At 57.2% G+C, this 26,504-nt stretch carries 21 protein-coding genes; 6 read left to right on the forward strand and 15 right to left on the reverse strand.

The annotated features are described in order from the left end of the window. Positions 1-51: 51 nt before the first annotated feature. From glpX to ACOTXI_RS20705, 3 genes are all read right to left on the reverse strand, one after another. On the reverse strand, positions 52-1,062 hold the full coding sequence (gene glpX, locus ACOTXI_RS20695) for a class II fructose-bisphosphatase (RefSeq protein ID WP_058654113.1): 1,011 nt from the start codon (positions 1,060-1,062) through the stop codon (positions 52-54). 123 nt (positions 1,063-1,185) lie between these two features. After that, positions 1,186-2,694, reverse strand: a complete 1,509-nt coding sequence (gene glpK / locus ACOTXI_RS20700; RefSeq protein ID WP_008501808.1) for a glycerol kinase GlpK — start codon at positions 2,692-2,694, stop codon at positions 1,186-1,188. A gap of 21 nt (positions 2,695-2,715) precedes the next feature. Continuing rightward, entirely contained in the window at positions 2,716-3,561 is an 846-nt protein-coding gene (locus tag ACOTXI_RS20705) for an MIP/aquaporin family protein (RefSeq protein ID WP_058654114.1), read from the reverse strand. A gap of 410 nt (positions 3,562-3,971) precedes the next feature. Between ACOTXI_RS20705 and zapB the strand changes: the two genes are divergently transcribed. Then, on the forward strand, positions 3,972-4,211 hold the full coding sequence (gene zapB / locus ACOTXI_RS20710) for a septal ring assembly protein ZapB (RefSeq protein ID WP_010436935.1): 240 nt from the start codon (positions 3,972-3,974) through the stop codon (positions 4,209-4,211). 584 nt (positions 4,212-4,795) lie between these two features. Here zapB and rraA read toward each other — a convergent pair. The 7 genes from rraA to priA form a co-directional block, all read right to left on the reverse strand. Continuing rightward, positions 4,796-5,281: a ribonuclease E activity regulator RraA gene (gene rraA, locus ACOTXI_RS20715; RefSeq protein ID WP_008501805.1), complete on the reverse strand. Its 486-nt coding sequence runs from the start codon at positions 5,279-5,281 to the stop codon at positions 4,796-4,798. A 92-nt stretch (positions 5,282-5,373) separates the two neighbouring features. Next, a complete protein-coding gene (menA, locus tag ACOTXI_RS20720) occupies positions 5,374-6,294 on the reverse strand; it encodes a 1,4-dihydroxy-2-naphthoate polyprenyltransferase (RefSeq protein WP_008501804.1) in 921 nt (306 codons plus the stop codon). 68 nt (positions 6,295-6,362) lie between these two features. After that, complete coding sequence (gene hslU / locus ACOTXI_RS20725; RefSeq protein ID WP_008501803.1) at positions 6,363-7,697, reverse strand: HslU--HslV peptidase ATPase subunit; 1,335 nt, start codon at positions 7,695-7,697, stop codon at positions 6,363-6,365. Positions 7,698-7,706: 9 nt separating this feature from the next. Next, positions 7,707-8,237, reverse strand: a complete 531-nt coding sequence (gene hslV / locus ACOTXI_RS20730; RefSeq protein ID WP_008501802.1) for an ATP-dependent protease subunit HslV — start codon at positions 8,235-8,237, stop codon at positions 7,707-7,709. A 94-nt stretch (positions 8,238-8,331) separates the two neighbouring features. After that, positions 8,332-9,321 (reverse strand): cell division protein FtsN, encoded by a 990-nt coding sequence (gene ftsN / locus ACOTXI_RS20735; protein ID WP_032675654.1) that lies wholly within the window; start codon positions 9,319-9,321, stop codon positions 8,332-8,334. A gap of 93 nt (positions 9,322-9,414) precedes the next feature. Further along, positions 9,415-10,440, reverse strand: a complete 1,026-nt coding sequence (gene cytR / locus ACOTXI_RS20740; RefSeq protein ID WP_023293597.1) for a DNA-binding transcriptional regulator CytR — start codon at positions 10,438-10,440, stop codon at positions 9,415-9,417. Positions 10,441-10,559: 119 nt separating this feature from the next. Beyond that, the gene (priA, locus tag ACOTXI_RS20745; protein WP_025912299.1) at positions 10,560-12,755 is read right to left on the reverse strand and encodes a primosomal protein N'; all 2,196 of its coding nucleotides are present in this window, start codon (positions 12,753-12,755) and stop codon (positions 10,560-10,562) included. A gap of 200 nt (positions 12,756-12,955) precedes the next feature. Between priA and rpmE the strand changes: the two genes are divergently transcribed. After that, entirely contained in the window at positions 12,956-13,168 is a 213-nt protein-coding gene (rpmE, locus tag ACOTXI_RS20750) for a 50S ribosomal protein L31 (protein WP_003862040.1), read from the forward strand. Between the two features lie 48 nt (positions 13,169-13,216). Here rpmE and metJ read toward each other — a convergent pair whose 3' ends face one another. Further along, complete coding sequence (gene metJ, locus ACOTXI_RS20755; protein WP_003862042.1) at positions 13,217-13,534, reverse strand: met regulon transcriptional regulator MetJ; 318 nt, start codon at positions 13,532-13,534, stop codon at positions 13,217-13,219. 276 nt (positions 13,535-13,810) lie between these two features. Here metJ and metB point away from each other — a divergent pair, with 276 nt between their 5' ends. The 4 genes from metB (at position 13,811) to katG (ending at position 20,848) form a co-directional block, all read left to right on the forward strand. Further along, entirely contained in the window at positions 13,811-14,971 is a 1,161-nt protein-coding gene (gene metB / locus ACOTXI_RS20760; protein ID WP_021242813.1) for a cystathionine gamma-synthase, read from the forward strand. 2 nt (positions 14,972-14,973) lie between these two features. Further along, a complete protein-coding gene (locus ACOTXI_RS20765; RefSeq protein ID WP_021242814.1) occupies positions 14,974-17,406 on the forward strand; it encodes a bifunctional aspartate kinase/homoserine dehydrogenase II in 2,433 nt (810 codons plus the stop codon). Between the two features lie 226 nt (positions 17,407-17,632). Continuing rightward, complete coding sequence (gene metF, locus ACOTXI_RS20770) at positions 17,633-18,520, forward strand: methylenetetrahydrofolate reductase (protein WP_008501796.1); 888 nt, start codon at positions 17,633-17,635, stop codon at positions 18,518-18,520. A gap of 147 nt (positions 18,521-18,667) precedes the next feature. Continuing rightward, positions 18,668-20,848, forward strand: coding sequence for a catalase/peroxidase HPI (gene katG, locus ACOTXI_RS20775; RefSeq protein WP_058654116.1), 2,181 nt, complete (start codon positions 18,668-18,670; stop codon positions 20,846-20,848). A 91-nt stretch (positions 20,849-20,939) separates the two neighbouring features. Here katG and gldA read toward each other — a convergent pair whose 3' ends face one another. The 4 genes from gldA to ppc form a co-directional block, all read right to left on the reverse strand. Continuing rightward, positions 20,940-22,043: a bifunctional L-1,2-propanediol dehydrogenase/glycerol dehydrogenase gene (gene gldA / locus ACOTXI_RS20780; RefSeq protein ID WP_049122419.1), complete on the reverse strand. Its 1,104-nt coding sequence runs from the start codon at positions 22,041-22,043 to the stop codon at positions 20,940-20,942. A 12-nt stretch (positions 22,044-22,055) separates the two neighbouring features. Next, positions 22,056-22,718, reverse strand: coding sequence for a fructose-6-phosphate aldolase (gene fsa, locus ACOTXI_RS20785; RefSeq protein WP_008501793.1), 663 nt, complete (start codon positions 22,716-22,718; stop codon positions 22,056-22,058). 128 nt (positions 22,719-22,846) lie between these two features. Continuing rightward, a complete protein-coding gene (locus ACOTXI_RS20790; protein WP_008501792.1) occupies positions 22,847-23,611 on the reverse strand; it encodes a helix-turn-helix transcriptional regulator in 765 nt (254 codons plus the stop codon). A gap of 94 nt (positions 23,612-23,705) precedes the next feature. Beyond that, a complete protein-coding gene (gene ppc, locus ACOTXI_RS20795; protein WP_008501791.1) occupies positions 23,706-26,357 on the reverse strand; it encodes a phosphoenolpyruvate carboxylase in 2,652 nt (883 codons plus the stop codon). Positions 26,358-26,504 lie beyond the last annotated feature (147 nt).

Genomic DNA, 26,504 nt, shown 5'->3' on the forward strand with positions numbered 1-26,504 from the left:
GGGGAGATTTCCAGCCCATTTAGGCCGGAAAGCTCTATCGATCAAACGGTTTTACAGAATGTGCGTCTGTACGTCCGGGTCTTTGCGGTCGAGATAGTGGATAGACTGGATGCGGCGAATGGTGCGTGATTTTCCGCGGATCAGCAGCGTTTCAGTGGTGGCCATATTGCCCTTGCGGCTGATGCCGTCCAGCAGATCGCCTTTGGTGATACCTGTCGCCGAGAAGACCACGTTATCGCTACGGGCCATATCATGCAGCGCCAGCACTTTGTTGGCCTCGATGCCCATCGCTTCGCAGCGTGCCAGCTCGTTTTCCCCGATACGGCGGTTCTCTTCGCTGTCGCCTTTCACCTCGTGGCGGGGCAGCAGACGAGCCTGCATATCGCCGTCCAGCGCGCGGATCACTGCCGCAGAGACTACGCCTTCCGGCGCGCCGCCGATGCCGTACAGCACGTCTACTTCGCTGTCCGGCATGCAGGTCAGGATCGAGGCGGCAACGTCACCATCCGGAATGGCAAACACGCGCACGCCGAGCTTTTGCATCTGCACGATGGTGGCGTCGTGGCGCGGTTTGGCCAGAATAGTGACGGTGAGTTCGCTCAGCGGTTTGTTCAGCGCGCTGGCGACGTTACGCAGGTTCTCTTCCAGCGGCAGGCTGAGGTCGATTGCGCCTTTCGCACCAGGACCGACAATCAGCTTTTCCATGTACATATCCGGCGCGTTAAGGAAGCAGCCTTTATCGCCCACGGCCAGCACCGCCAGGGCGTTGGCCTGACCCATTGCGGTCATGCGCGTGCCTTCTATCGGGTCGACGGCGATATCCACGGCATCGCCTTTACCGGTACCGACTTTTTCACCGATGTAGAGCATTGGCGCTTCGTCGATCTCGCCTTCGCCGATCACGATGGTGCCGTCGATGTTGACCTGGTTAAGCACAATGCGCATGGCATGGACGGCTGCGCCGTCTGCGGTATTTTTGTCACCACGACCCAGCCACTTATAGCCTGCAAGGGCAGCCGCTTCGGTGACGCGGGAAAACTCGATAGCAAGTTCACGTTTCATGAGGTACTCGTACAATCAAAAGGAATTGCACGAAGTTTATCACAGAGTGGGGAGGGGCGAGGGGACCGGTGCGGTCCGGGCCCCTCACCCTGACCCTCTCCCCAGGGGAGAGGGAATATATGATTACTCTTCGTGCTCTTCCCACGCCAGTGCGCGTTTCACCGCTTTCTTCCAGCCGCTGTAGCGGAAGTTACGCTCGGTGGTTTCGATGCCAGGGCGGAATTCGCGTTCGATCACCGCTTTTTCCTGCAGCTCGTCCAGGTTCTGCCAGAAGCCTACCGCCAGACCGGCAAGGTATGCCGCGCCCAGCGCCGTGACTTCACGCACTTCAGGACGCTCAACGCGGGTACCCAGAATGTCGGACTGGAACTGCATCAGGAAGTTATTCGCTACCGCACCGCCGTCCACGCGCAGGGCGTGCAGACGAATGCCGGAGTCCGCCTGCATCGCTTCCAGCACGTCGCGCGTCTGGTAGGCGATGGATTCCAGGGTGGCGCGAATAATGTGGTTAGAGTTAACGCCACGCGTCAGGCCAAAAATTGCGCCGCGTGCATACGGATCCCAGTACGGCGCGCCCAGACCGGTGAATGCAGGCACCACGTACACGCCGTTGGTGTCTTTCACTTTGGTCGCGAAGTACTCGGAGTCGAACGCATCGCTGATCAGCTTCATCTCGTCGCGCAGCCACTGGATAGACGCACCGGCCATGAACACCGCACCTTCCAGGGCATAGTTCACTTCGCCGCGTGGTCCACAGGCGATGGTGGTCAGCAGGCCGTTTTCTGATTTCACCGCTTTCTCGCCGGTGTTCATCAGCATAAAGCAGCCGGTGCCGTAGGTGTTCTTCGCCATCCCTTCTTTGACGCACAGCTGGCCGAACAGCGCCGCCTGCTGGTCACCGGCAATACCGGCGATAGGAATACGGGTGCCGCCTTTACCGCCGATGTTGGTCTGGCCGTAAACCTCAGAAGACTTGCGCACGTCAGGCAGCATCGCACGTGGGATATCCAGCGCGTCCAGCATCTTGTCATCCCACTCCAGGGTGTTGATGTTGAACAGCATGGTACGCGAGGCGTTGGTGTAGTCGGTGACGTGGACGCGTCCCTGGGTCATCTTCCAGATAAGCCAGGTGTCGACGGTGCCGAACAGCAGCTCGCCGCGTTTTGCACGTTCGCGTGAACCTTCCACGTGGTCGAGGATCCACTTCACTTTGGTGCCAGAGAAATACGGGTCAACCACCAAACCGGTGGCGCTGCGCACGTACTCTTCCATGCCGTCGCGCTTCAGCTGCTCGCAGATCTCAGAGGTACGGCGGCACTGCCAGACGATGGCGTTGTAAATAGGCTTACCGGTTTCACGTTCCCAGACAATCGTCGTTTCACGCTGGTTAGTGATACCAATCGCGGCAATCTCGTCGGAACTGATATCCGCTTTTGCCAGCACTTCGACCAGCGTGGAGCTTTGTGACGCCCAGATCTCCATTGGGTCGTGTTCGACCCAGCCTGGACGAGGATAAATTTGCTCAAATTCGCGCTGTGACACGCTGACGATGTTCGCGTCATGATCCATTACGACAGCGCGGGAGCTGGTAGTGCCCTGGTCGAGCGCAACGATATATTTTTTTTCGGTCATGGTATGTGTCCCGTAGTCAGATTACAGCGGAGCTTTTTGTTGTGCGGTAGAAGTCGTTTCCTTCTCCTCTTCCACACAGGTGTCGCACGGTAAATGGCGACCAATTAATTTGCGGTAGCTGAACGCACCCAGCGCAGCCCCGACAACTGGCGCAAACAGCGGTACCAGGAAGTAAGGAATGTCTTTGCCACCGGTGAAGGCGACATCGCCCCAGCCTGCGATAAAGGCGAACGCTTTAGGTCCGATATCACGCGCCGGGTTCATCGCGAAGCCGGTCAGCGGGCCCATGGAGGCACCAATCACCGCAATCAGCAGGCCAATCAGCAGTGGGGCCAGCGGGCCGCGCGGAATGCCGTTTCCGTCGTCGGTCAGCGCCAGGATAACGCCCATCAGAATAGCGGTAATCACCATTTCAACTGCGAACGCCTGCACAAAATTGATATGCGGGTTTGGATAGGTTGAGAAGATGCCTGCCAGATCCAGACTTTCGACGCTGCCGCGCACCATATGATGCGTCTGTTCGAAGTCGATGAAAAGATTGTAATAAAGCCCGTAAACTAACGCCGCTGCGCAAAACGCGCCGGCAAACTGAGAAAGAATGAAAGGAACTACTTTGCGTCCGTCGAAGCACGCGAACAGCCACAGTGCGATAGTCACCGCCGGGTTAAGATGTGCACCAGACACCCCTGCAGTCAGGTAGATGGCCATCGCCACGCCCAGACCCCAGATGATACTGATTTCCCACTGACCAAAACTGGCACCCGCCACTTTCAGTGCAGCGACACAGCCCACTCCGAAGAATATCAACAACCCGGTACCAAGGAACTCGGCAATGCACTGGCCTTTTAAGGTTGATGTCTGACTCATAATCGGAATCCTGAAGAAATTGATGTTTATTGTTAGCATGGCCGCCCGTGACAGCCACGATGCCCTGTAGACATAGTGTTAATTTATCGTTAACGAGCAAAAACGAGAAATATCGAAATCGAAATGTGTGGTCTGTGTCAATAAAATGAGCGTTTTCGCGCCATAAAGCACATTTTTGCAGCAGTACAGGATCAGTACAGGAATGTGAGCTGAATCATTTCATTAACGAATCAGTTAACAATTTAGGGGTATATGATGCGAACGCACCAGGACCAGACCTAAAAGTGTTGCAAACCGCGATCTGCGCGGTGTGTCGCTGGACACAGAGCGCCGCGCTCCATACAATCGACGGTATATGTCGTGCGCGTTTATGTTAAAGCGTCGCCTTGCAATTCAGGAGAGGTAGCATCATGTCTTTAGAAGTGTTTGAGAAACTGGAATCGAAAGTACAGCAGGCGATTGACACCATCACCCTGCTGCAGATGGAAATTGAAGAGCTGAAAGAGAAGAACAACAGCCTGGCGCAGGAAGTACAGAACGCGCAGCACGGCCGCGAAGAACTGGAGCGCGAAAACAACCAGCTGCGCGAACAGCAGAACGGCTGGCAGGATCGCCTGCAGGCGCTGCTGGGACGTATGGAAGAAGTCTGATTCCCACTGGGATGAACTGAACAGGCCGGGTAAGGCGATGCCGCTACCCGGCTTTTTTTATGGTTCTCGCTGACTGACACCCAACCATAAAAAAGGCCGCCAAAGGCGGCCTTAACGCTACTTGTCCTGCGCTATCATAGTAAAAGCAACGAACACATTCGGTTCATCACTCTTTACAACGAGTACGCTGGCGACAATGAACGCGATACATAAATAGCGTTTCATTATGCGGTCCCTGCAGCTAACCGCTCCACCGTTCACCACCGGTGATAAGTCGGTGGACACAAGCCCGGTTAAAGGTTGCTATACGGTTGTGAATACACCTTTCCCTGGACCGATGCCCATGTGCGAGATGGCGGAAAGGGACGATGCATCATAATGAGCAGCAGCAGCGTAGTTAAGGTTTTAATAGTTAATTAGGAATTTATAAAGGGTCGATGGGGTTACCTGAGATTTGAACCAGGGTAAGATAAAAATCCTGGTTAAAGGTTGCAAAACTCCCCAACGGACCGCGAATCCCGAGGGACAAAAAAACCGCCACATTGCTGTTGGCGGTTTTTTTATGGTCCACGCTTACGGTTTTATTACTCGATATCCAGCGGATCTTCGGAAAGGATAATGCCGGTATTATCGGCGTAGAGATGGTCGCCTGAGAAGAAGGTCACGCCGCCGAAATTGACGCGCACGTCGCTTTCGCCGATGCCGTCACCTGCCGCCCCTACCGGTATGGCTGCGATGGCCTGAATCCCGATATCCAGGTCTTCCAGATCGTCCACCTGGCGCACGGAACCGTACACCACTATGCCTTCCCACTCGTTTTGTGCGGCAATACCGGCCAGTTCAGCATCAATCAATGCGCGGCGTACGGAACCACCGCCATCGACCACCAGTACGCGGCCACGGCCGTTCTGTTCGAGCAGATCGTACAACAACCCGTTATCCTCGAAACATTTCACCGTGACGATCTGTCCGCCAAACGACGACCGCCCACCAAAGTTGGAGAACAGCGGTTCAACGACGTTGACATCTTCCTGGTAGATGTCACAAAGCTCGGAGGTATCGTATTTCATAGGTTTAACGCTCAGTTGCTGCGAATGTGTTCAGTATATCGTGCGAAATGCGTTGTTGGCAAAATCATCAATTGTTAATTGATATTTGTCAGCTAACTGAGCGTCTGGCTTAAGACAATCCCGATGACGAACAACAGGTTAGTCAGCAGCGCGCCTTTTACCGTGCGTTCCAGCATTGGCGGCATGGCGGCCGGACTGCGTTCGCGCATTACAAAACGGGCCTGCTTAATCAGCAGCGGCGCGGCAAGCACAAACAGCCAGCCCCACAGACTGTGCAGGGAAATAAGGTTAAACAGCGCCAGGCAGACCAGGGCACCCATCAGCAGGCAGGCATGGTAGCGACGCGCATTCACCGGCCCCAGACGGACCGCCAGGGTGTTTTTGCCGTTCTCCCGGTCGCTGTCGATATCGCGCAGGTTGTTGATGTTGAGCACCGCGGTCGCCAGCAGACCGCAGGCGGTCGCAGGCAGGAACAGCGCAGGGATCACCGTATGCGCCTGTAAGTACCAGCTTCCCATCACGCTCAGCCAGCCGAAGAACACCAGTACGGAGATATCCCCGAGCCCAATGTAGCCGTAAGGACGCGTGCCGACGGTGTAGGTGATGGCTGCGATAATGGCCAATAAACCCAGCACCAGGAAGCCAATAAAATCGCTGGGGGTCTTAGACGCCACTGTCACCAGCGCCAGACCCGATAAACAGATCAGCACCACGGTGATAATCAGCGCGCGCTTCATCTGCGCCTGGGTAATCACCCCTTTTTGCATCCCACGCAGCGGCCCGATACGGTCAGGTTTGTCGCTGCCTTTCACCGCGTCGCCATAGTCGTTGGCGAGGTTGGAGAGAATTTGCAGCAGGCCGGCGGTAATCAATGCCAGCGCGGCAACCAGCGGATCGAAATAACCCTGCCACCAGGCAAGCGCCGTACCGACGATAATCGCGGCAAAGGCCAGAGGGAGTGTTTTAGGGCGCAGACTTTCGAGCCACGCCTGAGTACGGCTGATGTCAGTCATAAGTATTTAGCCAATAAAAATGGGGGCATTAGCCCCCATTAAACGTGATGAGAATCCAGTAACCGCGATTATAGGATAAAACGGCTCAGATCTTCATCTGCCACTAACGCATCCAGATGTTTACTCACATATTCTGCGTCAATGGTAACGGTTTGACCGTTCAGATCGCTCGCGTCGTAAGAGATATCTTCCACCAGGCGTTCCAGCACGGTATGCAGACGACGCGCACCGATGTTTTCGGTGGTTTCGTTCACCTGCCATGCTGCCTGGGCAATACGTTTGATACCGTCTTCGGTGAACTCGAGGTTCACGCCTTCGGTCGCCATCAGCGCTTTGTACTGAACGGTTGCAGAGGCGTTTGGCTCGGTCAGGATACGTTCGAAGTCTTCGGTGGTCAGCGCCTGCAGCTCAACGCGGATAGGCAGACGGCCCTGCAGTTCCGGGATCAGATCCGACGGGCTGGCAACCTGGAAGGCACCTGATGCGATAAACAGGATGTGGTCCGTTTTCACCATGCCGTGCTTGGTGGAGACGGTGCAGCCTTCTACCAGCGGCAGCAGGTCGCGCTGAACGCCTTCGCGGGACACGTCCGGGCCGGAGCTGTTGCCGCCGCGCTTACAAATTTTGTCGATTTCGTCGATAAACACGATACCGTGCTGCTCAACCGCGTCGATAGCGTCCTGCTTCAGCTCTTCCGGATTGACCAGCTTCGCCGCTTCTTCTTCAATCAGCAGCTTCATCGCGTCTTTGATTTTCAGCTTACGTGTTTTTTGCTTCTGACCGCCCAGGTTCTGGAACATGGACTGCAGCTGGCTGGTCATCTCTTCCATGCCCGGAGGTGCCATGATTTCCACACCCATTGGCGCGGCAGCGAGATCGATCTCAATCTCTTTATCATCCAGCTGGCCTTCACGCAGTTTTTTGCGGAACGCCTGACGCGCAGCGGACGGTTCCGCCTGCTGTTCAGCCTGACCCCAGTTGTTTTTTGCCGGTGGGATCAGCACGTCGAGAATGCGCTCTTCGGCCATCTCTTCCGCGCGATAGCGGTTTTTCTCAATGGCCTGGACGCGCACCATTTTGATCGCCGAGTCGGTCAGATCGCGGATGATGGAGTCCACTTCTTTACCCACATAGCCCACTTCGGTGAACTTGGTGGCTTCAACTTTGATGAACGGCGCGTTAGCCAGCTTTGCAAGACGACGGGCGATTTCGGTTTTACCGACGCCGGTCGGGCCGATCATCAGAATGTTTTTCGGCGTCACTTCGTGGCGCAGCTCTTCGTCAAGCTGCATACGACGCCAGCGGTTACGCAGGGCGATAGCCACGGAACGCTTAGCGTTATCCTGGCCGATAATGTGTTTGTTCAGTTCGCTGACAATTTCGCGTGGGGTCATTTCAGACATGGGAGATCCTTACGCTTTGGAGGTCAATTCTTCGATGGTGTGGTTGTGGTTGGTATAGATGCAGATATCACCTGCAATATCCAACGCCTTCACCGCGATATCACGCGCGTTCATGTCGGTATTTTCCAACAGTGCGCGGGCAGCAGCCTGGGCATAAGGGCCGCCAGAGCCGATAGCAATCAGGTCATTTTCCGGCTGAATCACGTCACCGTTACCGGTGATGATCAGCGAAGCGGTTTCATCGGCGACCGCCAGCAGCGCTTCGAGCTTGCGCAGCATGCGGTCGGTACGCCAGTCTTTCGCCAGCTCAACGGCGGCTTTCACCAGATGACCCTGGTGCATTTCCAGTTTACGTTCAAACAGTTCAAACAGCGTGAAGGCATCTGCCGTGCCGCCTGCAAAGCCGGCGATCACTTTGTCGTTGTAGAGACGACGCACTTTCTTCACGTTGCCTTTCATGACGGTATTACCCAGCGTGGCCTGGCCATCACCGGCGATTACCACATGGCCGTTACGGCGTACACTTACTATTGTTGTCACGAGCAGACCCCCTGGTTACAGAATCGGGAAACAGAAGCCCTGAGCCTGTGCCCAGGGCTGAATTAAATGATAGATGGGGGGGATTTTGGGGGTTTCAACCCCCGGAGGCGAGTCGAATGCAGTTTGTGTGACCGGCGATTTTCAAACGAGAAAGGGTGCCATCGGCATTTTCTTTGCCTTTGACCGGACCAATCACCACGCGATTCCAGCCGTTATTGGTGGTAATACGCGAATCAAACCCTTCAAAGGCCAGCTGCGCGCGCACCGTTTCCGCCTGCTCCGCACCTTTGAACGAACCGCACTGTACCATCCAGCGACGTTCGTCTTTTTTCTCCGCCGTCTGCTTCGGCGCTTCGGTCTCTTTCGTGACCGGCGCGGCCTGCTGCGTTTTCGGCTGCTGGGCGGTGGTGTGCGCTGGCGTCTGGAGCAGATCCTGATACGGCTGAGCCGCCTGCTTCTGCGGCTGCGCTTTAGGCTGCTGCTGGACAGGCTGAGACTGCACCGTACGCGTCGGCTGCTGATACGGCTGTTCCGTTACCCGCGGCTGTGCCTTCGGCTGCTGTACCGGCTGGGTTTGCGCCCACTGCTGTTGCTGCTGAATCTGCTGTTGTGCCTGGCGACGCTGCAGCGTTTGCTGACGCTGTTCCGGCGTTTGCTCATTCCACGGCACTTCGTTCAGCTGCGTAGGCTGCTGGCGCATATCGGCCTGCATTTGTGCCAGCAGCTGACGCTGTTCATCCGTAAGCTGATTCGCATTCTGCACTTCACCACCCGCAGAAGGTTCGGTTGGCGCACGTACCCCAGGCTGACGGCTTTCCAGCTCTTTGATATAGCGCCAACGCTCTTCAGGCTTCGGAGGGAGGCCATTTCCGGCGACTTTACTGGCCTGAAGCGCCTCAGACTCTTCTTTTTTATGGTGCGTGATAAAGTACAGGCCACCAATAAAGGCGACGACTACAGCCGCAGCAATAGCGACCATTGCTGGCGAGACAGCAGGCAGGTTACGTTGCTTTTTTCTTGAGCTACTCTTTTTGCGTCGCGAAGGTGCCGGCTGGCCGCGACGTACATAATCTCGTTGTGCCACTATCGTTTCGCTGTATTTATTCGTTCGTCAGTCCGCCATGTTACTTAAGCGGCGGGGCTTTGACCAGATAAGGGTATCCGAAAGACGTTTACTTTAAGTCAATGCCTGGGTCGTGCCGCGGACGATCAGTTCGCAGTCCAGCAACCGTGAGCCGCTGCTAACTGTTTGACCGTGAAGCTGATCCAGCAGAAGCAGCATCGCTTCGCGGCCGATTTGATAGCGCGGCTGAGCGACCGTTGAGAGCGGCGGATCGCAAAATTCCGAAAGCGAAATATTATCGAAACCGATGATGGATAAATCTTTCGGTATGCGAAGGCCGCGGCGTTTGGCATACGATAATGCGCCCAGCGCCATCACGTCGCTGTGGCAAAATACGGCGGTTGGCGGCTCAGGCAGGTCCAGAAGTTTCTCCAGCGCCTGTCCACCCGCAGCGAAGGTAAAATCACCGCGCGCAATGTAGTGCGGATCGACGGTCACGCCGGTACGGCGCAGCGCCTGAACGTAACCCTGCAAACGGTAGTGACACAGCGGCATCTCTTCCGGTCCGGCGATGCAGCCAATACGCTTATGCCCCAGCTCCTGGAGATAGTTTACGGCGTTAAACGCGGCGGTAAGGTTATCGATATGGACCGTCGGCAGCTCCAGCTCTGGCGCAAACTCGTTGGCCATCACCATCGGCGGTAAATTACGCTGCTCTTCGATGCTGGCATCAAACGGCAGGCGAGAGCCAAGCAGCAGCATGCCGTCGATCTGCTTGGTGATAATGAGGTCGATGAAGGTTTTTTCCTGCTGGTTCTGATGGGCGCAGTCGCCAATCAGCACCAGGTACCCCTGCTCCGCCGCAGTGACTTCTATGCCGCGGATAATCTCGCTAAAGAAAGGGTCACAGATGTCCGGCACAATCACCAGGATGGTGCGCGACTCGTTGCGTTTGACGTTACGTCCCATTGCCTGCGGAAAATAGCCCACTTCAAGCGCAGCCTGCTCCACCCGGTTACGGGTCGCCTGGGAGACTTTATCCGGGTTCATTAATGCGCGGGATACTGTTGCCGTAGAGACCTGTGCTTTCTGGGCAACGTCTTTCATGGTCGCAGCCGCAACCTCTTTCCTGGACTTCAACGTCTTCTCCTCGCCTGAACACCGAACTTCTGACATCACCATTTTTACAGATAGTTAATGGAATCGGTTACAGAATTTTCATAAAAAGTGTGAGGAGCGTTAAATTTTTCGATCCAGCTTCAGCCTTCGATAGGGTCGACGTCCAGCACCCACTTCACTTTTCGCGCTTCGGGCAGGGTGTTAATCAGCACCAGCGCGCCGCTGACAATATGCTGAAGACGAATGCGCGAGGGGTGCTGGAGCAAGATCTGCCAGCGGAAACGGCCGCCGCGTTTTGGCGCGAGGGCAGGCACCGGGCCCAAAATCCACAGCTGACTATCCACCAGCGGGCTGGCCTGCAGGAGGTTTCTCAGCTGCTGCAGGAAAAGTGGCGCCTGCTGGTTGTTATGATCTTCCGCGCGGATGATGACATGGCTGGTCCACGGCGGTAGCTGCATGGTCTGGCGTTCGGCCAGCGCCTGCTCGGCAAAGGCGTCATAGCCTTTGTGCAGCAGGGTTTGCAGCAGCGGGTGCTCCGGGTGGTGCGTTTGCAGCACCACTTCGCCCTGTTTACCGGCGCGTCCTGCACGCCCTGCAACCTGGGTGTAAAGCTGGGCGAAGCGCTCGGCGGAGCGGAAATCTGCCGAGAACAGCGCGCCGTCCACGTCCAGCAGGGCGACCAGCGTCACGTCCGGGAAGTGGTGGCCTTTGGCCAGCATCTGGGTGCCAATCAGGATGCGCGCGCCACCGCGATGCACTTCCGCCAGCTGCTGTTCGAGTGCGCCTTTGCGGCTGGTGGTGTCCCGGTCGATACGCGAAATCGGCACGTCCGGGAAAAAGGGCCCAAGCGCCTGCTCCAGCTGTTCCGTCCCCAGACCGACCGGCACAATATGCGTTGAGCCACACGACGGGCACTGGCGCGGCACCGGACGCTGGCTGTCGCAGTGGTGGCAGCGCAGATGACGCTGGGCCTGATGGAAGGTGTAGTAGTGATCGCAGCGCGGGCATTCGGCAATCCAGCCGCAGTCGTGGCACAGCAGGGCAGGTGCAAATCCGCGACGGTTGAGGAACAGAATGACCTGATTCCCCGCCTGCAAATGCTGGCGCATGCGGGTAATAAGCGCGGGCGCTAGCCCTGCCTGAACCTGCTGACCTTTCAAATCCAGCACGTGCTGAATGGCCGGACGGGCATTCCCCGCGCGACGCGTCAGGCGCAGCATGTGGTATTTACGCTGGCGCACGTTGTGCAGCGTTTCGAGCGCAGGCGTGGCGGATCCCAGAACAATGGGAATTTGCTCGCTGTGCGCGCGGTAGACGGCCAGATCGCGGGCGTGATAGCGCCAGCCTTCCTGCTGTTTATAGGAGCTGTCGTGCTCTTCGTCGATCACGATAACGCCAAGATTTTTAAACGGCGTGAACAGCGACGAGCGGGTGCCGATCACAATCGCTGCTTCGCCGTTTTTCGCTTTCAGCCAGGCGCTGAGCCGCTCGCTGTCGTTCAGGCCGGAGTGCAGCACCTCAACCGGCGCGTTAAAGCGCTCGCGGAATCGGGCGATGGTTTGCGGCGTCAGGCCAATTTCCGGCACCATCACCAGCGCCTGTTTGCCCTGCGCGAGCACGTTTTCCAGCACGCTCAGGTAAACTTCGGTCTTGCCGGAACCGGTGACCCCCGCCAGCAGCCAGGCAGAGAAACGATCGGAGGCGCTATGAATTGCGCCTACCGCGGTGGCCTGCTCGGTATTCAGACGCAGGCGATCCCCTGAAACGGAGAAACTCTCCCGCCAGTCGTTAAGGGCAGGCGCCTCGCTTGCCAGGTCGCTCAGCCCTTTTTTTCTTAATGCCTGTAGCGCCGTTTCGCTGACCTCAAGCTCGTCGACCTGATGCCGCCAGATTTTCCCCTGACGCAGCGCCGCCAGCGCCTGCTGCTGTTTCTGCGAGCGCTTCAGGCTGTTGATGTCGACGGCCTGGCCTTCCTCCGTGGCAAACCAGTACCACATTGGCGCATGGCTGGCGCTCTTGCCCTGACGCAGCATAATTGGCAGGGCGTGGAACAGGACGTCGCCGATGGGGTGATGATAATAATCCGCCGCCCACAGCAGCAGTCGCCAGGTGCTGGTGGAGTAGACGGGCTCGCTGTCCAGCACCTCAACGACCGATTTCAGTTCGTTAAGCGGCAGTTCGCTCTTATCGCTGACGGAGACGACGATCCCCACGCGCTGCTGTTTGCCAAACGGCACGGTCACGCGACAGCCCGCTTTGGCGCTCATGCTGTCGGGCAGCAGATAGTCAAAGGTGCGGGGAAGCGGAACGGGCAGGGCAACGTGAGCGACGGGCATCGAATCTTCCTGACTTGAAAAGTGGCGCGTTAGTATACACATTAGTAAAAGCGGCGTGCGGATCAGTTTGCATACGTTGGTCAAATTCTGTATGATTCGCCGCCTTTGGTGTACTTTACGCCAAAGAACTTACAATCAACATCGCGTGGTGTCTGGCGTTAGGGCTGGAAGAGCGACGCGGCCTTAACTGAGGTTCTCCCATGAAAAAAGATATTCACCCGAAATACGAAATGATTACTGCAAACTGTTCTTGCGGTAACTCTATCCAGATCCGCTCTACCGTGGGTCACGATCTGAACCTGGACGTGTGCGGCAAATGCCACCCGTTCTACACTGGTAAGCAGCGTGATGTTGCAACCGGTGGCCGTGTTGACCGCTTCAACAAGCGTTTCAGCATCCCGGGCGCTAAATAAGTTTCCCGAAAAAAAGGCACCGCAAGGTGCCTTTTTTGTATCCGCTTCTCAGTATTCCCACGTCTCCGGGTCAATACCCAGTTCACGCATGATCACCTTCGCCTCTTCCGGGATTTCGTCACTACGCTCTTTGCGCAGATCGTCATCGTTCGGCAACGGTTGACCGGTAAACGCATGCAGAAACGCTTCGCACAGCAGTTCGCTGTTGGTTGCGTGGCGCAGGTTGTTCACCTGACGACGCGTACGTTCATCGGTGAGGATCTTCAACACCTTCAGAGGAATGGAAACCGTAATTTTCTTTACTTGCTCACTCTTCTTACCGTGCTCAGCGTATGGGCTGATATATTCGCCGCTCCATTCAGCCATGAGATACCTTTAATCCTCTCAGTCATTTATCTAAAGGTGCAAAACCGGTAACCACCCGTTTTGAACCGCAATCTTGCCTAGTTTACCGTAGAGACGATACCGTGGCACGGATATTGCCGCTGCAGCGTGCACTAAAGCATATAATTTTAACGGCTATTTGCGCATTGCTCAATCTATACGCAAAGAAGTTTAGATGTCCAGATGTATTGACGTCCATACTTTCAATGTTTACTCTGGTGCCTGACTTTTCACCTCATTCGCCAGGAAGCCCTCACCATGACGCGTAAACAAGCCACTATCGCAGTGCGTAGCGGATTAAATGATGACGAGCAGTACGGCTGCGTTGTTCCGCCCATTCATCTTTCCAGTACCTACAACTTCACCGGATTTAATGAACCCCGTGCGCATGATTACTCGCGTCGTGGCAACCCTACGCGTGACGTGACCCAGCGCGCGCTGGCCGAACTGGAAGGTGGCGCAGGGGCAGTATTAACCAATACCGGCATGTCTGCCATTCATCTGGTGACCACGGTGTTCCTGAAGCCTGGCGACCTGCTGGTTGCGCCGCACGATTGCTACGGCGGCAGCTATCGTCTGTTTGACAGCCTGGCAAAGCGCGGCTGCTATCGCGTGCTGTTTGTCGATCAAAACGACGAACAGGCGCTGAAACAGGCGCTGGCAGAGAAACCGAAGCTGGTTCTGGTGGAAAGTCCAAGCAATCCATTGTTGCGCGTTGTCGATATTGCGAAAATTTGTCAGCTCGCAAGGGATGCGGGAGCGATAAGTGTAGTGGATAATACGTTCCTCAGTCCGGCCCTTCAGAACCCACTCGCACTGGGTGCCGATCTGGTGTTGCATTCATGCACTAAATATCTGAACGGCCATTCTGACGTGGTAGCAGGCGTGGTGATTGCCAAAGATCCTGACGTTGTCACCGAACTGGCATGGTGGGCCAATAATATTGGCGTCACCGCAGGCGCCTTCGACAGCTACCTGCTGTTGCGCGGCATCCGTACGCTGTCGCCGCGCATGGACGTGGCGCAGCGCAATGCTCAGGCGATTGTCGACTTCCTGAAAACCCAGCCGCTGGTGAAGAAGCTGTACCACCCGTCGCTGCCGGAAAACCAGGGGCACGAGATTGCCGCGCGCCAGCAGAAAGGGTTTGGCGCGATGTTAAGTTTTGAACTGGACGGTGACGAGCAAACGCTGCGTCGCTTCCTGAGCGGGCTGTCATTGTTTACGCTGGCGGAATCCTTAGGTGGGGTTGAAAGCTTGATCTCCCACGCCGCGACCATGACGCACGCAGGAATGGCACCCGAAGCACGTGCCGCCGCCGGGATTTCTGAGACGCTGCTGCGGATCTCAACCGGTATCGAAGATTCTGAAGATTTAATTGCCGATCTGGAAAATGGCTTCCGGGTCGCAGCCAAGGGGTAATCATGAGTGTGATAGCGCAGGCAGGGGCGAAGGGTCGTCAGCTGCACAAGTTTGGTGGTAGTAGTCTTGCTGATGTGAAATGTTACCTGCGTGTCGCAGGGATCATGACGGAATATTCACAGCCGGGTGACATGATGGTTGTCTCGGCGGCGGGCAGCACCACCAACCAGTTGATTAGCTGGCTGAAACTGAGCCAGACCGATCGCCTTTCTGCGCATCAGGTGCAACAGTCATTACGTCGCTATCAGAGCGAATTGATTGCCGGCCTGCTGCCTGCGGACGTGGCGGACGGGCTGATCGGCGCCTTCACGCACGATCTTGAGCGTCTGGCTGCCCTGCTGGACAGCGGCATTACCGATGCGGTGTATGCCGAAGTGGTGGGCCACGGTGAAGTATGGTCCGCGCGCCTGATGGCTGCGGTTCTGCAACACCTGGGTGTGGACGCCGCCTGGCTTGACGCGCGTGATTTCCTGCGTGCCGAACGCGCCGCGCAGCCGCAGGTGGATGAAGGGTTATCCTACCCGCTGCTGCAACAGCTGCTGGTGCAGCACCCGGGCAAACGCATTGTGGTTACCGGCTTTATCAGCCGCAGCAACGCGGGTGAAACCGTGCTGCTGGGCCGTAACGGCTCCGACTACTCGGCGACGCAAATCGGTGCTCTGGCGGGCGTGTCCCGCGTCACCATCTGGAGCGACGTGGCCGGTGTTTATAGCGCGGACCCGCGCAAAGTAAAAGATGCCTGCCTGCTGCCGCTGCTGCGCCTGGATGAAGCCAGCGAGCTGGCGCGTCTGGCGGCACCGGTGCTGCACGCCCGTACGCTGCAGCCGGTTTCTGGTAGCGATATTGACCTGCAGCTGCGCTGCAGCTATACCCCGGATCAAGGCTCCACGCGCATTGAGCGCGTGCTGGCCTCTGGTACCGGGGCGCGTATTGTTACGAGCCACGACGACATCTGCCTGATTGAGTTCCAGGTTCCTGCGGGCCAGGACTTCAGGCTGGCACATAAAGAGATCGACACGATCCTGAAACGCGCCCAGGTGCGTCCGCTGGCCGTGGGTGTGCATAATGACCGCCAGCTGCTGCAGTTCTGCTATACCGCAGAAGTGGCGGACAGCGCGCTGAAAATTCTGGATGAAGCGGGCCTGCCGGGCGAGCTTCGCCTGCGTCAGGGGCTGGCGCTGGTGGCGATGGTGGGCGCGGGCGTCACCCGTAACCCGCTGCACTGCCACCGCTTCTGGCAGCAGCTGAAAGGCCAGCCGGTGGAGTTCACCTGGCAGTCGGAAGAGGGCATCAGCCTGGTTGCCGTTCTGCGCAAAGGGCCAACCGAAAGCCTGATTCAGGGTCTGCATACCTCTCTGTTTCGCGCGGAAAAACGCATCGGCCTGGTGCTGTTTGGTAAAGGCAACATCGGTTCCCGCTGGCTGGAGCTGTTCGCCCGCGAACAGGTCACGCTCTCGGCGCGTACCGGGTTTGAATTTATTCTCGCAGGCGTGGTGGACAGTCGCCGCAGCCTGCTGAACTACGAAGGGCTGGATGCCAGCCGCGCGCTTGCCTTCTTTAATGATGAAGCCGTCGAGCAGGATGAAGAGTCGCTGTTCCTGTGGATGCGTGCGCACCCGTATGACGATCTGGTGGTGCTGGACGTGACCGCCAGCGAACAGCTTGCCGATCAGTATCTTGATTTCGCCAGCCACGGTTTCCACGTCATCAGTGCGAACAAACTGGCGGGGGCAAGCAGCACCGATAAATACCGCCAGATCCACGACGCGTTTGAAAAAACCGGCCGTCACTGGCTGTATAACGCCACCGTGGGCGCGGGCCTGCCGGTAAACCACACCGTGCGCGACCTGATTGAAAGCGGTGACAGCATTCTGGCGCTGAGCGGTATCTTCTCCGGTACGCTCTCCTGGCTGTTCCTGCAGTTCGACGGCACCGTGCCGTTCACCGACCTGGTGGATCAGGCGTGGCAGCAGGGCTTAACGGAACCCGATCCGCGCGTTGACCTCTCCGGTAAAGACGTGATGCGCAAGCTGGTGATCCTGGCGCGTGAAGCCGGTTATGACATCGAGCCGGATTCCGTCCGCGTCGAGTCGCTGGTGCCTGCCGGCTGTGAAGAGGGTTCTGTGGATCATTTCTTTGAAAATGGTGAAGAGCTTAACGAGCAGATGGTGCAGCGTCTGGAAGCGGCGAACGAGATGGGTCTGGTGCTGCGTTACGTAGCGCGTTTCGAGGCCAACGGAAAAGCGCGCGTCGGTGTCGAGGCGGTGCGTCCTGAACATCCGCTGGCGGCGCTGCTGCCGTGCGATAACGTCTTCGCCATCGAAAGCCGCTGGTACCGCGATAACCCGCTGGTGATCCGCGGCCCGGGCGCCGGGCGCGACGTCACCGCTGGGGCAATCCAGTCCGACATCAACCGTCTGGCTAAGCTGCTGTAAAAACTCAATTTCCCTCTCCCTGTGGGAGAGGATTAGGGTGAGGGCATCGGACCGCGCTCACCCCCATCATGAATTTCCCTCATCTTCCCTGAGCAAACCTCACCGTTATTGTTGATTATTTCTATTGACGTCCCCCCGCTTTTCCGTCATTTTTACATCTGGACGTCTAAACGTATAGAAGTTCACAAAACAACAGACAATGACACGCGATTGATAGGGGTAGGGTATGAGCTTTTTTCACGCCAACCAGCGGGAAGCACTGAACCAGAGCCTGGCCGAAGTAAACGGCCAGATTAACGTCTCTTTTGAATTTTTCCCGCCGCGCACCAGTGAAATGGAGCAAACCCTGTGGAGCTCTATCGATCGTCTCAGCAGCCTGAAACCAAAGTTTGTCTCCGTGACCTACGGTGCGAACTCTGGCGAGCGTGACCGTACGCACAGCATCATTAAAGGCATCAAAGATCGTACCGGTCTGGAAGCGGCGCCGCACCTCACCTGTATCGACGCTACCCGCGACGAGCTGCGTGCCATCGCCCAGGACTACTGGAATAACGGCATCCGTCATATTGTCGCGCTGCGCGGCGACCTCCCGCCCGGCAGCGGCAAGCCAGAGATGTATGCGGCCGACCTGGTTGGGCTGCTGAAAGAGGTGGCAGATTTCGATATCTCCGTGGCTGCTTACCCTGAGGTTCACCCGGAAGCGAAAAGCGCCCAGGCGGATCTGCTTAACCTCAAGCGTAAAGTGGAGGCCGGTGCCAACCGCGCCATTACCCAGTTCTTCTTTGATGTCGAAAGCTACCTGCGCTTCCGTGACCGCTGCGTCTCCGCGGGCATCGACGTTGAAATTATCCCGGGCATTCTGCCGGTCTCTAACTTCAAACAGGCGAAGAAATTCGCCGATATGACCAACGTGCGCATTCCGCTGTGGATGTCCAAAATGTACGAAGGTCTGGATGATGACCCGGAAACCCGCAAGCTGGTGGGGGCCAATATCGCCATGGACATGGTGAAAATCTTAAGCCGTGAAGGGGTGAAAGACTTCCACTTCTACACGCTAAACCGCGCGGAGATGAGCTATGCCATCTGCCATACTTTGGGCGTTCGCCCCGCGTAAAACACCGAAAGCCCTCTTAAATAGAGGGCTTTTTAACAGGGTAAAAAGTTAAAAGGTATCAGCTATCGAATCTGTGGATTAATTCAACTATAACTTATTGCTAGTGGTGTATATCGTAACGGTAACACTGTAAAAGGGAGCATAGCGATGAGCACGTCAGACGAGACCAATAAAGCGGCATCAGTCGGCAAATGCCCGTTCCATCAGGGCGGCGTCGATCACAGCGCGGGCGCAGGTACAGGCAGCCGCGACTGGTGGCCAAAACAACTCCGCATCGATCTTCTTAACCAACATTCCAATCGTTCGAACCCGCTGGGTGAAGACTTCGACTACCGCAAAGAATTCAGCAAGCTTGATTACTCTGCCCTTAAAGGCGACCTCAAAGCACTTTTAACCGACTCTCAACCGTGGTGGCCTGCCGACTGGGGCAGCTATGCGGGCCTGTTTATCCGTATGGCGTGGCACGGTGCGGGTACCTATCGCTCCGTGGACGGGCGCGGTGGGGCAGGACGCGGTCAACAGCGCTTTGCGCCACTGAACTCCTGGCCGGATAACGTAAGCCTGGATAAAGCGCGCCGTCTGCTGTGGCCTATCAAGAAAAAATACGGACAAAAAATCTCCTGGGCCGACCTGTTTATCCTCGCGGGTAACGTGGCGCTGGAGAACTCCGGCTTCCGTACCTTTGGTTTTGGTGCCGGGCGTGAAGACGTCTGGGAACCGGATCTGGACGTGAACTGGGGTGATGAAAAAGCCTGGCTGACCCACCGTGACCCGGAAGTGCTGGCTAAGCGTCCTCTGGCAGCCACCGAAATGGGCCTGATCTACGTGAACCCGGAAGGGCCGAACGCCAGCGGTGAACCGCTGTCAGCGGCGGCAGCGATTCGTGCGACCTTCGGCAACATGGGCATGAACGATGAAGAGACCGTCGCGCTGATTGCAGGCGGCCACACCCTCGGCAAGACTCACGGCGCGGGTGAAGCCACCCACGTGGGTACCGACCCCGAAGCCTCACCGATTGAAGCACAGGGCCTGGGCTGGGCCAGCACGCACGGCACGGGGGTTGGTGCTGATGCCATTACCTCCGGGCTGGAAGTTATCTGGTCACAAACCCCGACCCAGTGGAGCAACTACTTCTTCGAGAACCTGTTCAAATACGAATGGGTACAGACCCGCAGTCCGGCAGGGGCGATTCAGTTTGAAGCCGTGGATGCGCCGGAAATCATGCCCGATCCGTTCGACCCGTCGAAAAAACGCAAGCCTACCATGCTGGTCACCGACCTGACGCTGCGCTTCGACCCGGAATTCGAGAAGATTTCCCGCCGCTTCCTGAACGACCCGCAGGCTTTCAACGAAGCCTTCGCGCGTGCCTGGTTCAAGCTGACCCACCGTGATATGGGGCCAAAATCGCGTTACCTTGGCCCGGAAGTGCCGAATGAAGATCTGATTTGGCAGGACCCGCTGCCGCAGGCGGTGTTCAATCCGACGAAAGAAGACATTGAAAGCCTGAAGGCGGAAATCGCTGCCTCTGGTCTCTCCGTGAGCGAACTGGTTTCCGTTGCCTGGGCGTCAGCCTCGACCTTCCGCGGCGGCGATAAGCGTGGCGGTGCCAACGGCGCGCGTCTGGCGCTGGCGCCTCAGCGTGACTGGGACGTGAACGCTGCGGCGGTTCGCGCGCTGCCAGCCCTGGAAGCTATCCAGCGCACCACCAACAAAGCCTCTCTGGCCGATATCATCGTACTGGCGGGTGTGGTAGGCGTTGAGCAGGCCGCAAAAGCGGCAGGTGTGTATGTCACCGTACCGTTCACGCCGGGCCGCGTTGATGCGCGTCAGGATCAGACGGATATCGAGATGTTTAACCTGCTCGAACCGATTGCCGATGGTTTCCGCAACTACCGTGCGCAGGTGGATGTGTCCACCACGGAGTCTCTGCTGATTGATAAAGCCCAACAGCTGACGCTGACTGCGCCAGAACTGACGGTGCTGATCGGCGGCCTGCGCGTACTGGGTGCCAACTTTGATGGCAGCAAGAACGGCGTGTTTACCAACCGTGAGGGCGTGCTGAGCACTGATTTCTTCGTGAACCTGCTGGATATGAACACGCAGTGGAAGGCGACCGATGAGTCCAATGAGCTGTTTGCCGGAAGCGATCGCACCAGCGGTGAAGTGAAATATACCGCCACCCGCGCCGATCTGGTCTTCGGCTCTAACGCCGTCCTGCGCGCGCTGGCCGAGGTTTACGCCAGCGATGATGCGCATGAGAAGTTTGTCCGCGACTTCGTTGCCGCCTGGGCGAAGGTCATGGATCTGGATCGGTTTGACGTGAAGTAGCCAGTGTGCCGGGTGGCGGCTACGCCTTACCCGGCCTACAAATTAAAGTGCCATGTAGGCCGGGTAAGCGCAGCGCCACCCGGCTTTTTTATTACTCCCACTCCTGCAGGAATCGCTGTCCATACTGGTCTGCCACCAGCAGCGCCGCATACACCTGATCCGGCGTGACGCCCCCCGGCATGTTGTGGATCGTTTCTCCTTCCGCACATGAGGCTTCGGCAATCAGACGCATTTTGGCTGGAATATCCTCTTTGATGTTCAGCTGTGCCAGGGTGATCGGCAGCCCTACGCTGTGGCAAAGCGCCGCGACGGTCTCAATTTCTTCTACCGGCGCGTTTTCCAGCACCAGCTGCGTCAGCGTACCAAACGCCACTTTCTCCCCATGATAGAAGTGATGCGCGTCCGGCACCGCCGTCATGCCGTTATGAATAGCGTGTGCCGCCGCCAGCCCGCCACTTTCAAAGCCGACGCCGCTGAGATAGGTGTTGGCTTCGATAATGCGTTCCAGAGCAGGCGTCACCACATGCTGTTCCGCCGCCAGCATCGCTTTTTCACCCTCTTCAACCAGCGTGTTGTAGCACAGCTCGGCGAGCGCTAATGCCGCCTGTGTGCATTTACCCCCGGCCATAGTGGTCGCGCCGCTGCGCGAGCAGGCGCGTGCTTCAAACCAGGTCGCCAGCGCGTCGCCAATCCCGGCGGCCAGCAGACGTGCAGGCGCACCTGCTACTACTTTCGTATCCACGATGACCATGTTCGGGTTGTGCGGCAGCATCAGGTAGCGATCGAACTCGCCGCTGTCGGTGTAAATAACGGAAAGGGCGCTGCACGGCGCGTCGGTGGACGCGATAGTCGGCGCAATGGCGACCGGCACGTCCATAAAGTGAGCCAGCGCTTTCGCGGTATCAAGCGTTTTACCGCCACCAATACCCAGCACCGCCAGGCAGTCGGCGCTGTCGGCCAGCTTTTTCAGGCGATCGATTTCATTTTGCGAACATTCGCCGCCAAACGGCGCAATTTCGGCATGCAGTTCGGCTTTTTTAAAACTCTGGCGCAGGGTCTCTTCGACAAAACCCAGCACAAACTTATCGCCGACGACCAGCCAGCGGTTTGCCAGGGGTTTCAGATAGTTGCCGAGACGAGTCAGCACATCCGCGCCCTGGATATATTTCCCCGGCGATTGAATGATACGGTCCATAACAGTTCTCCCTTAGAGGTTGAGGTTACCAAACGCGTTTTTCCAGTCCTGCTCGAACTTCTCTATGGCTGACTCTACCGCCGGCGTACCGAGCATGTGTTGCGCTACGTCTAAGGGAAGCGTGATTGCTTCACATCCTGCCAACAGGCAGTCGAGCGCCTGACGCGGCGTTTTGAAGCTGGCGGCCAGTACTTTACTGCCCGGCGCGTGCAGCTCCAGCAGGGACTGCAGTTCCTGAACCATGCGAATGCCGTCACCGCCCTGCGCGTCGACGCGGTTGACGTACGGCGCGACATATTTCGCCCCTGCGAGTGCGGCGAGCAAGCCCTGCGCCGCGCTGTAAACGGCGGTGCCCAGCGTGGTTATCCCCTCTTTTTTCAAGGCCTTAATTGCGATAAGTCCCTGAGCCGTTACCGGGATTTTCACCACAATGCCCGGAATGGCGTTACTCAGACGTTTGGCTTCTGCCACCATGCCTTCGGCATCGCGGCTCATGGTTTGAGCAAACAGCGTGCCTTCCGGCCCGATGGCTTGTTGCAGGCGCGGCAGCACGTCCCAGATGGATTCACGGCTGGCGGCAATGATGCTCGGGTTGGTGGTGACGCCCGCAATGGGAAAAATGCGCGCCAGGCGTTCAACTTCCGCCACGTTGGCGGTATCCAGGTACAGTTCCATTATTTTTCCTTAAGTCAGAAAGGTTGAATAAAGAATACGGCGCACCCAGGCGCGGCGAATACAGGTCAATTTTGCCAAATACTGGACAAATGTAATGTCCTTGGCGAAGTGAGAGAGCGATCACAATGCTACTTTTTGGCGATCAGCTGGCTATGGTACTGGCGTCGATATTCGGAAGGGGAACGTTCGGTGTGCTTGCGAAAGAGACGGCAAAAGTAGTTGCTGTCCGTAAATCCACAGCGTGTGGCGATATCTTTAATTTTGAGATCGTAGCCTTTCAGCAGCTGACGCGCATGTTCCAGGCGCGTTTTTGTTAAATATTCATTGAATCCGACGCTGCCGACTTTCTGGAATAGATGGGAAAGGTAGTTTGGTGAGATGTAGAACGCCTGTGCCACGGATTCGCGAGTTAACAAAGAGGCATAATTTTCTTCGATATAGCTCCGAACGGCTTCGAACAGTGCCCGGCTGCGGCTGTCGGTGTGAATTTCGCTTCCAAGCAGATCCCGGCAGTGGCTGAGCAGGCTTAAAACCACCAGCCTTGCTGTGTCCTGCTCTTCTGGCTGCATCTGTAATTCGGTGAGCGTTTGCAGAAGAAAAGCCCCCGTTCGCGGACCACGTCGGGCAACCTGGAGTTGTTGTAAGAGCACATTGTCATGCTGTAACTCGATTGTAAGCTGCTGCTTACCGAAATGTATGCTCAGGGCGTGAGGCGCAGGATGCGTAATTTGTCCAAAAAAAGAAAAAATCGCCTCGCAGGGTGTGTCAAGGGTAATGCCGAGGCAGGGAGAGGTTCGGGGATGCTGTTCAGCCAGCGCTGAGAAATGAATCTGACCCAGCGGTAACGTGCGGTTCACCAGGTCTGTCAAAATCTGGGTGATATCGGAATGCATAAGGAGACTACCGAAATTTGCCGGGTGGCGCTAACGCTTACCCGGCCTACTTATCGTAGGCCCGTGCAAGCGCAGCGCCGCCGGGCGTAAAGCATTAGCCGGTGTTACGCATACCCGCCGCAACGCCCGCAATCGTCACCATCAGCGCCTGTTCAACGCGTGGATCCGGCTCTTTCCCTTCTTCTTCCGCCAGACGCGAACGGTGCAGCAGCTCTGCCTGCAGGACGTTCAGCGGGTCGGTGTAGATGTTACGCAGCTGGATAGACTCGGCAATCCACGGCAGGTCCGCCATCAGGTGTGAGTCGTTAGCGATGTCCAGCACCACTTTGATGTCGCCTTCCAGCAGTTCGCGCAGCTCTTTGCCCAGCGCCCACAGCTCGGGCTTCACCAGGCGCTGATCGTAGTATTCCGCCAGCCACAGGTCGGCTTTCGAGAAGACCATCTCCAGCATTCCCAGACGGGTAGAGAAGAACGGCCAGTCGCGGCACATGGTTTCCAGCTCGCTCTGTTTACCGTCTTCCACCACTTTTTGCAGTGCGGCACCGGCACCCAGCCAGGCGGGCAGCATTAAGCGGTTCTGCGTCCAGGCAAAGATCCACGGGATTGCACGCAGAGACTCTACGCCGCCGGTCGGACGACGCTTCGCAGGACGCGAGCCCAGCGGAAGTTTACCCAGCTCCTGCTCAGGCGTGGCTGAACGGAAGTAAGGCACGAAATCTTTGTTTTCACGCACGTAGCCGCGGTACAGATCGCAGGAGATAGCCGACAGCTCGTCCATGATGTGGCACCAGGAGGCTTTCGGCTCCGGCGGTGGCAGCAGGTTGGCTTCCAGGATCGCGCTGGTATACAGCGACAGGCTGCTGATGGTCACTTCCGGCAGGCCGTACTTGAAGCGGATCATCTCGCCCTGCTCGGTCACGCGCAGGCCGCCTTTCAGGCTTCCCGGCGGCTGTGACAGCAGTGCCGCGTGTGCTGGCGCGCCGCCACGGCCAATGGAGCCACCGCGTCCGTGGAACAGGGTCAGCTCGATACCGGCTTTCTCGCAGGTTTTGATCAGTGCGTCCTGCGCCTGATACTGCGCCCAGGATGCCGCCATTACGCCCGCATCTTTTGCGGAGTCGGAATAGCCGATCATCACCATCTGTTTGCCCTGAATAAAGCCGCGATACCAGTCGATGTTCAGCAGCTGGCTCATCACGTCGTTGGCGTTGTTCAGGTCGTCGAGGGTCTCAAACAGCGGGGCGACAGGCAGGGCGTAGTCGATTCCCGCTTCTTTCAGCAGGAGGTGAACGCCCAGCACGTCGGATGGGGTTTTCGCCATGGAGATCACATAGGCGGCGACCGATCCTTTCGGTGCGTCCACGATCGCTTTACAGGTGTTGAGCACTTCGCGGGTATCGTTGCTTGGCTCCCAGTTGCGCGGCAGCAGAGGGCGCTTGGAGTTCAGCTCGCGGATCAGGAACGCCTGCTTGTCGGCTTCGGACCAGCTTTCATAGTCGCCGATGCCGAGATAGCGGGTCAGCTCGCCCAGCGCTTCGGTATGACGGGTACTTTCCTGACGAACGTCGATACGTACCAGCGGCACGCCGAAACACTTCACGCGACGCAGGGTGTCGAGCAGTTCGCCGTTGGCGATAATGCCCATCCCGCACGCCTGGAGTGATTTATAACAGGCGTACAGCGGCTCCCAGAGCTGTTCGTTCTGGCTCAGCAGGCCTTCTGGTTTTGGCAGACGCTGGCCTTTCAGGCGCGCTTCCAGCCAGGCCTGAGTGGCCATCAGCTGACCACGCAGTTTTTTCATCAGGAAACGGTACGGCTCGCTGGCGCCTTCTTCACCGGCCAGCGCGCGCAGTTCCGGCGTCGCTTCTACCATCGACAGCTCGGAGATCAGTACCTGAATGTCTTTCAGGAACAGATCGGTCGCTTTCCAGCGGCTCAGCAGCAGGACGTGACGGGTGATTTCTGCGGTGACGTTCGGGTTGCCGTCGCGGTCGCCGCCCATCCAGGAGGTAAAGCGCACCGGCACAAAGTCGACCGGCAGACGGTAGCCCAGGTTCGCTTCCAGCTGTTCGTTCAGCTCGCGCAGGTAGTTCGGTACCCCTTCCCACAGGCTGTTTTCCACCACCGCAAAGCCCCATTTAGCTTCGTCGACCGGGCTTGGGCGATGCTTACGAATTTCATCGGTGTGCCAGGACTGAGCAATCAGCTGGCGCAGACGGCGCATCAGCTGGTTGCGTTCATAGTCGGCAATGTCTTTGTTATCCAGCTGCTTCAGGCAGTTGTTCACTTCCACCATTTTGTGGATCAGGGTGCGACGGGTGATCTCGGTTGGGTGAGCGGTCAGTACCAGCTCCAGCGAAAGTGACTCCACTGCTTTTTTGATAGTGGCTTCGTTGAGGTCTGGCTGGTCTTTCAGTTTACGAAGGGTGCGGGCAATGACTTCCGGGTTGCTGGCCGCTTCGCCGTTTGGCGAAATGCTGTGGTATTGCTCAGCGGTGTTGGCCAGGTTCAGGAACTGGCTGAATGCGCGTGCAACGGGCAGCAGCTCGTCGTTCGAGAGGTTCTGCAAGGTGGTGAGCAGCTCCTGACGACTGGCCTCGTTACCGGCACGGGAAGATTTAGACAGCTTGCGGATGGTTTCAACGCGGTCGAGGATGTTCTCCCCCAACGCATCTTTGATGGTATCTCCAAGCACTTTGCCGAGCATACTGACATTACTACGCAACGCGGAATATTGTTCGTTCATAAAAACCCAGTCACCCCATCATTTTTGTTTATGCCCAGGCGAAAATCTTCTGGACATTATTTTGTCATCTCCCTTTATAAAGCCACGTAAAACCCCCGTCGTCAATTGCTGCGAAAACGGTTCAGCAAACGAATAAATGTGGGCAAT

This window comes from Enterobacter cloacae complex sp. BZL2005 (assembly GCF_049238885.1).
In the GTDB taxonomy this organism is placed as follows: domain Bacteria; phylum Pseudomonadota; class Gammaproteobacteria; order Enterobacterales; family Enterobacteriaceae; genus Enterobacter; species Enterobacter roggenkampii.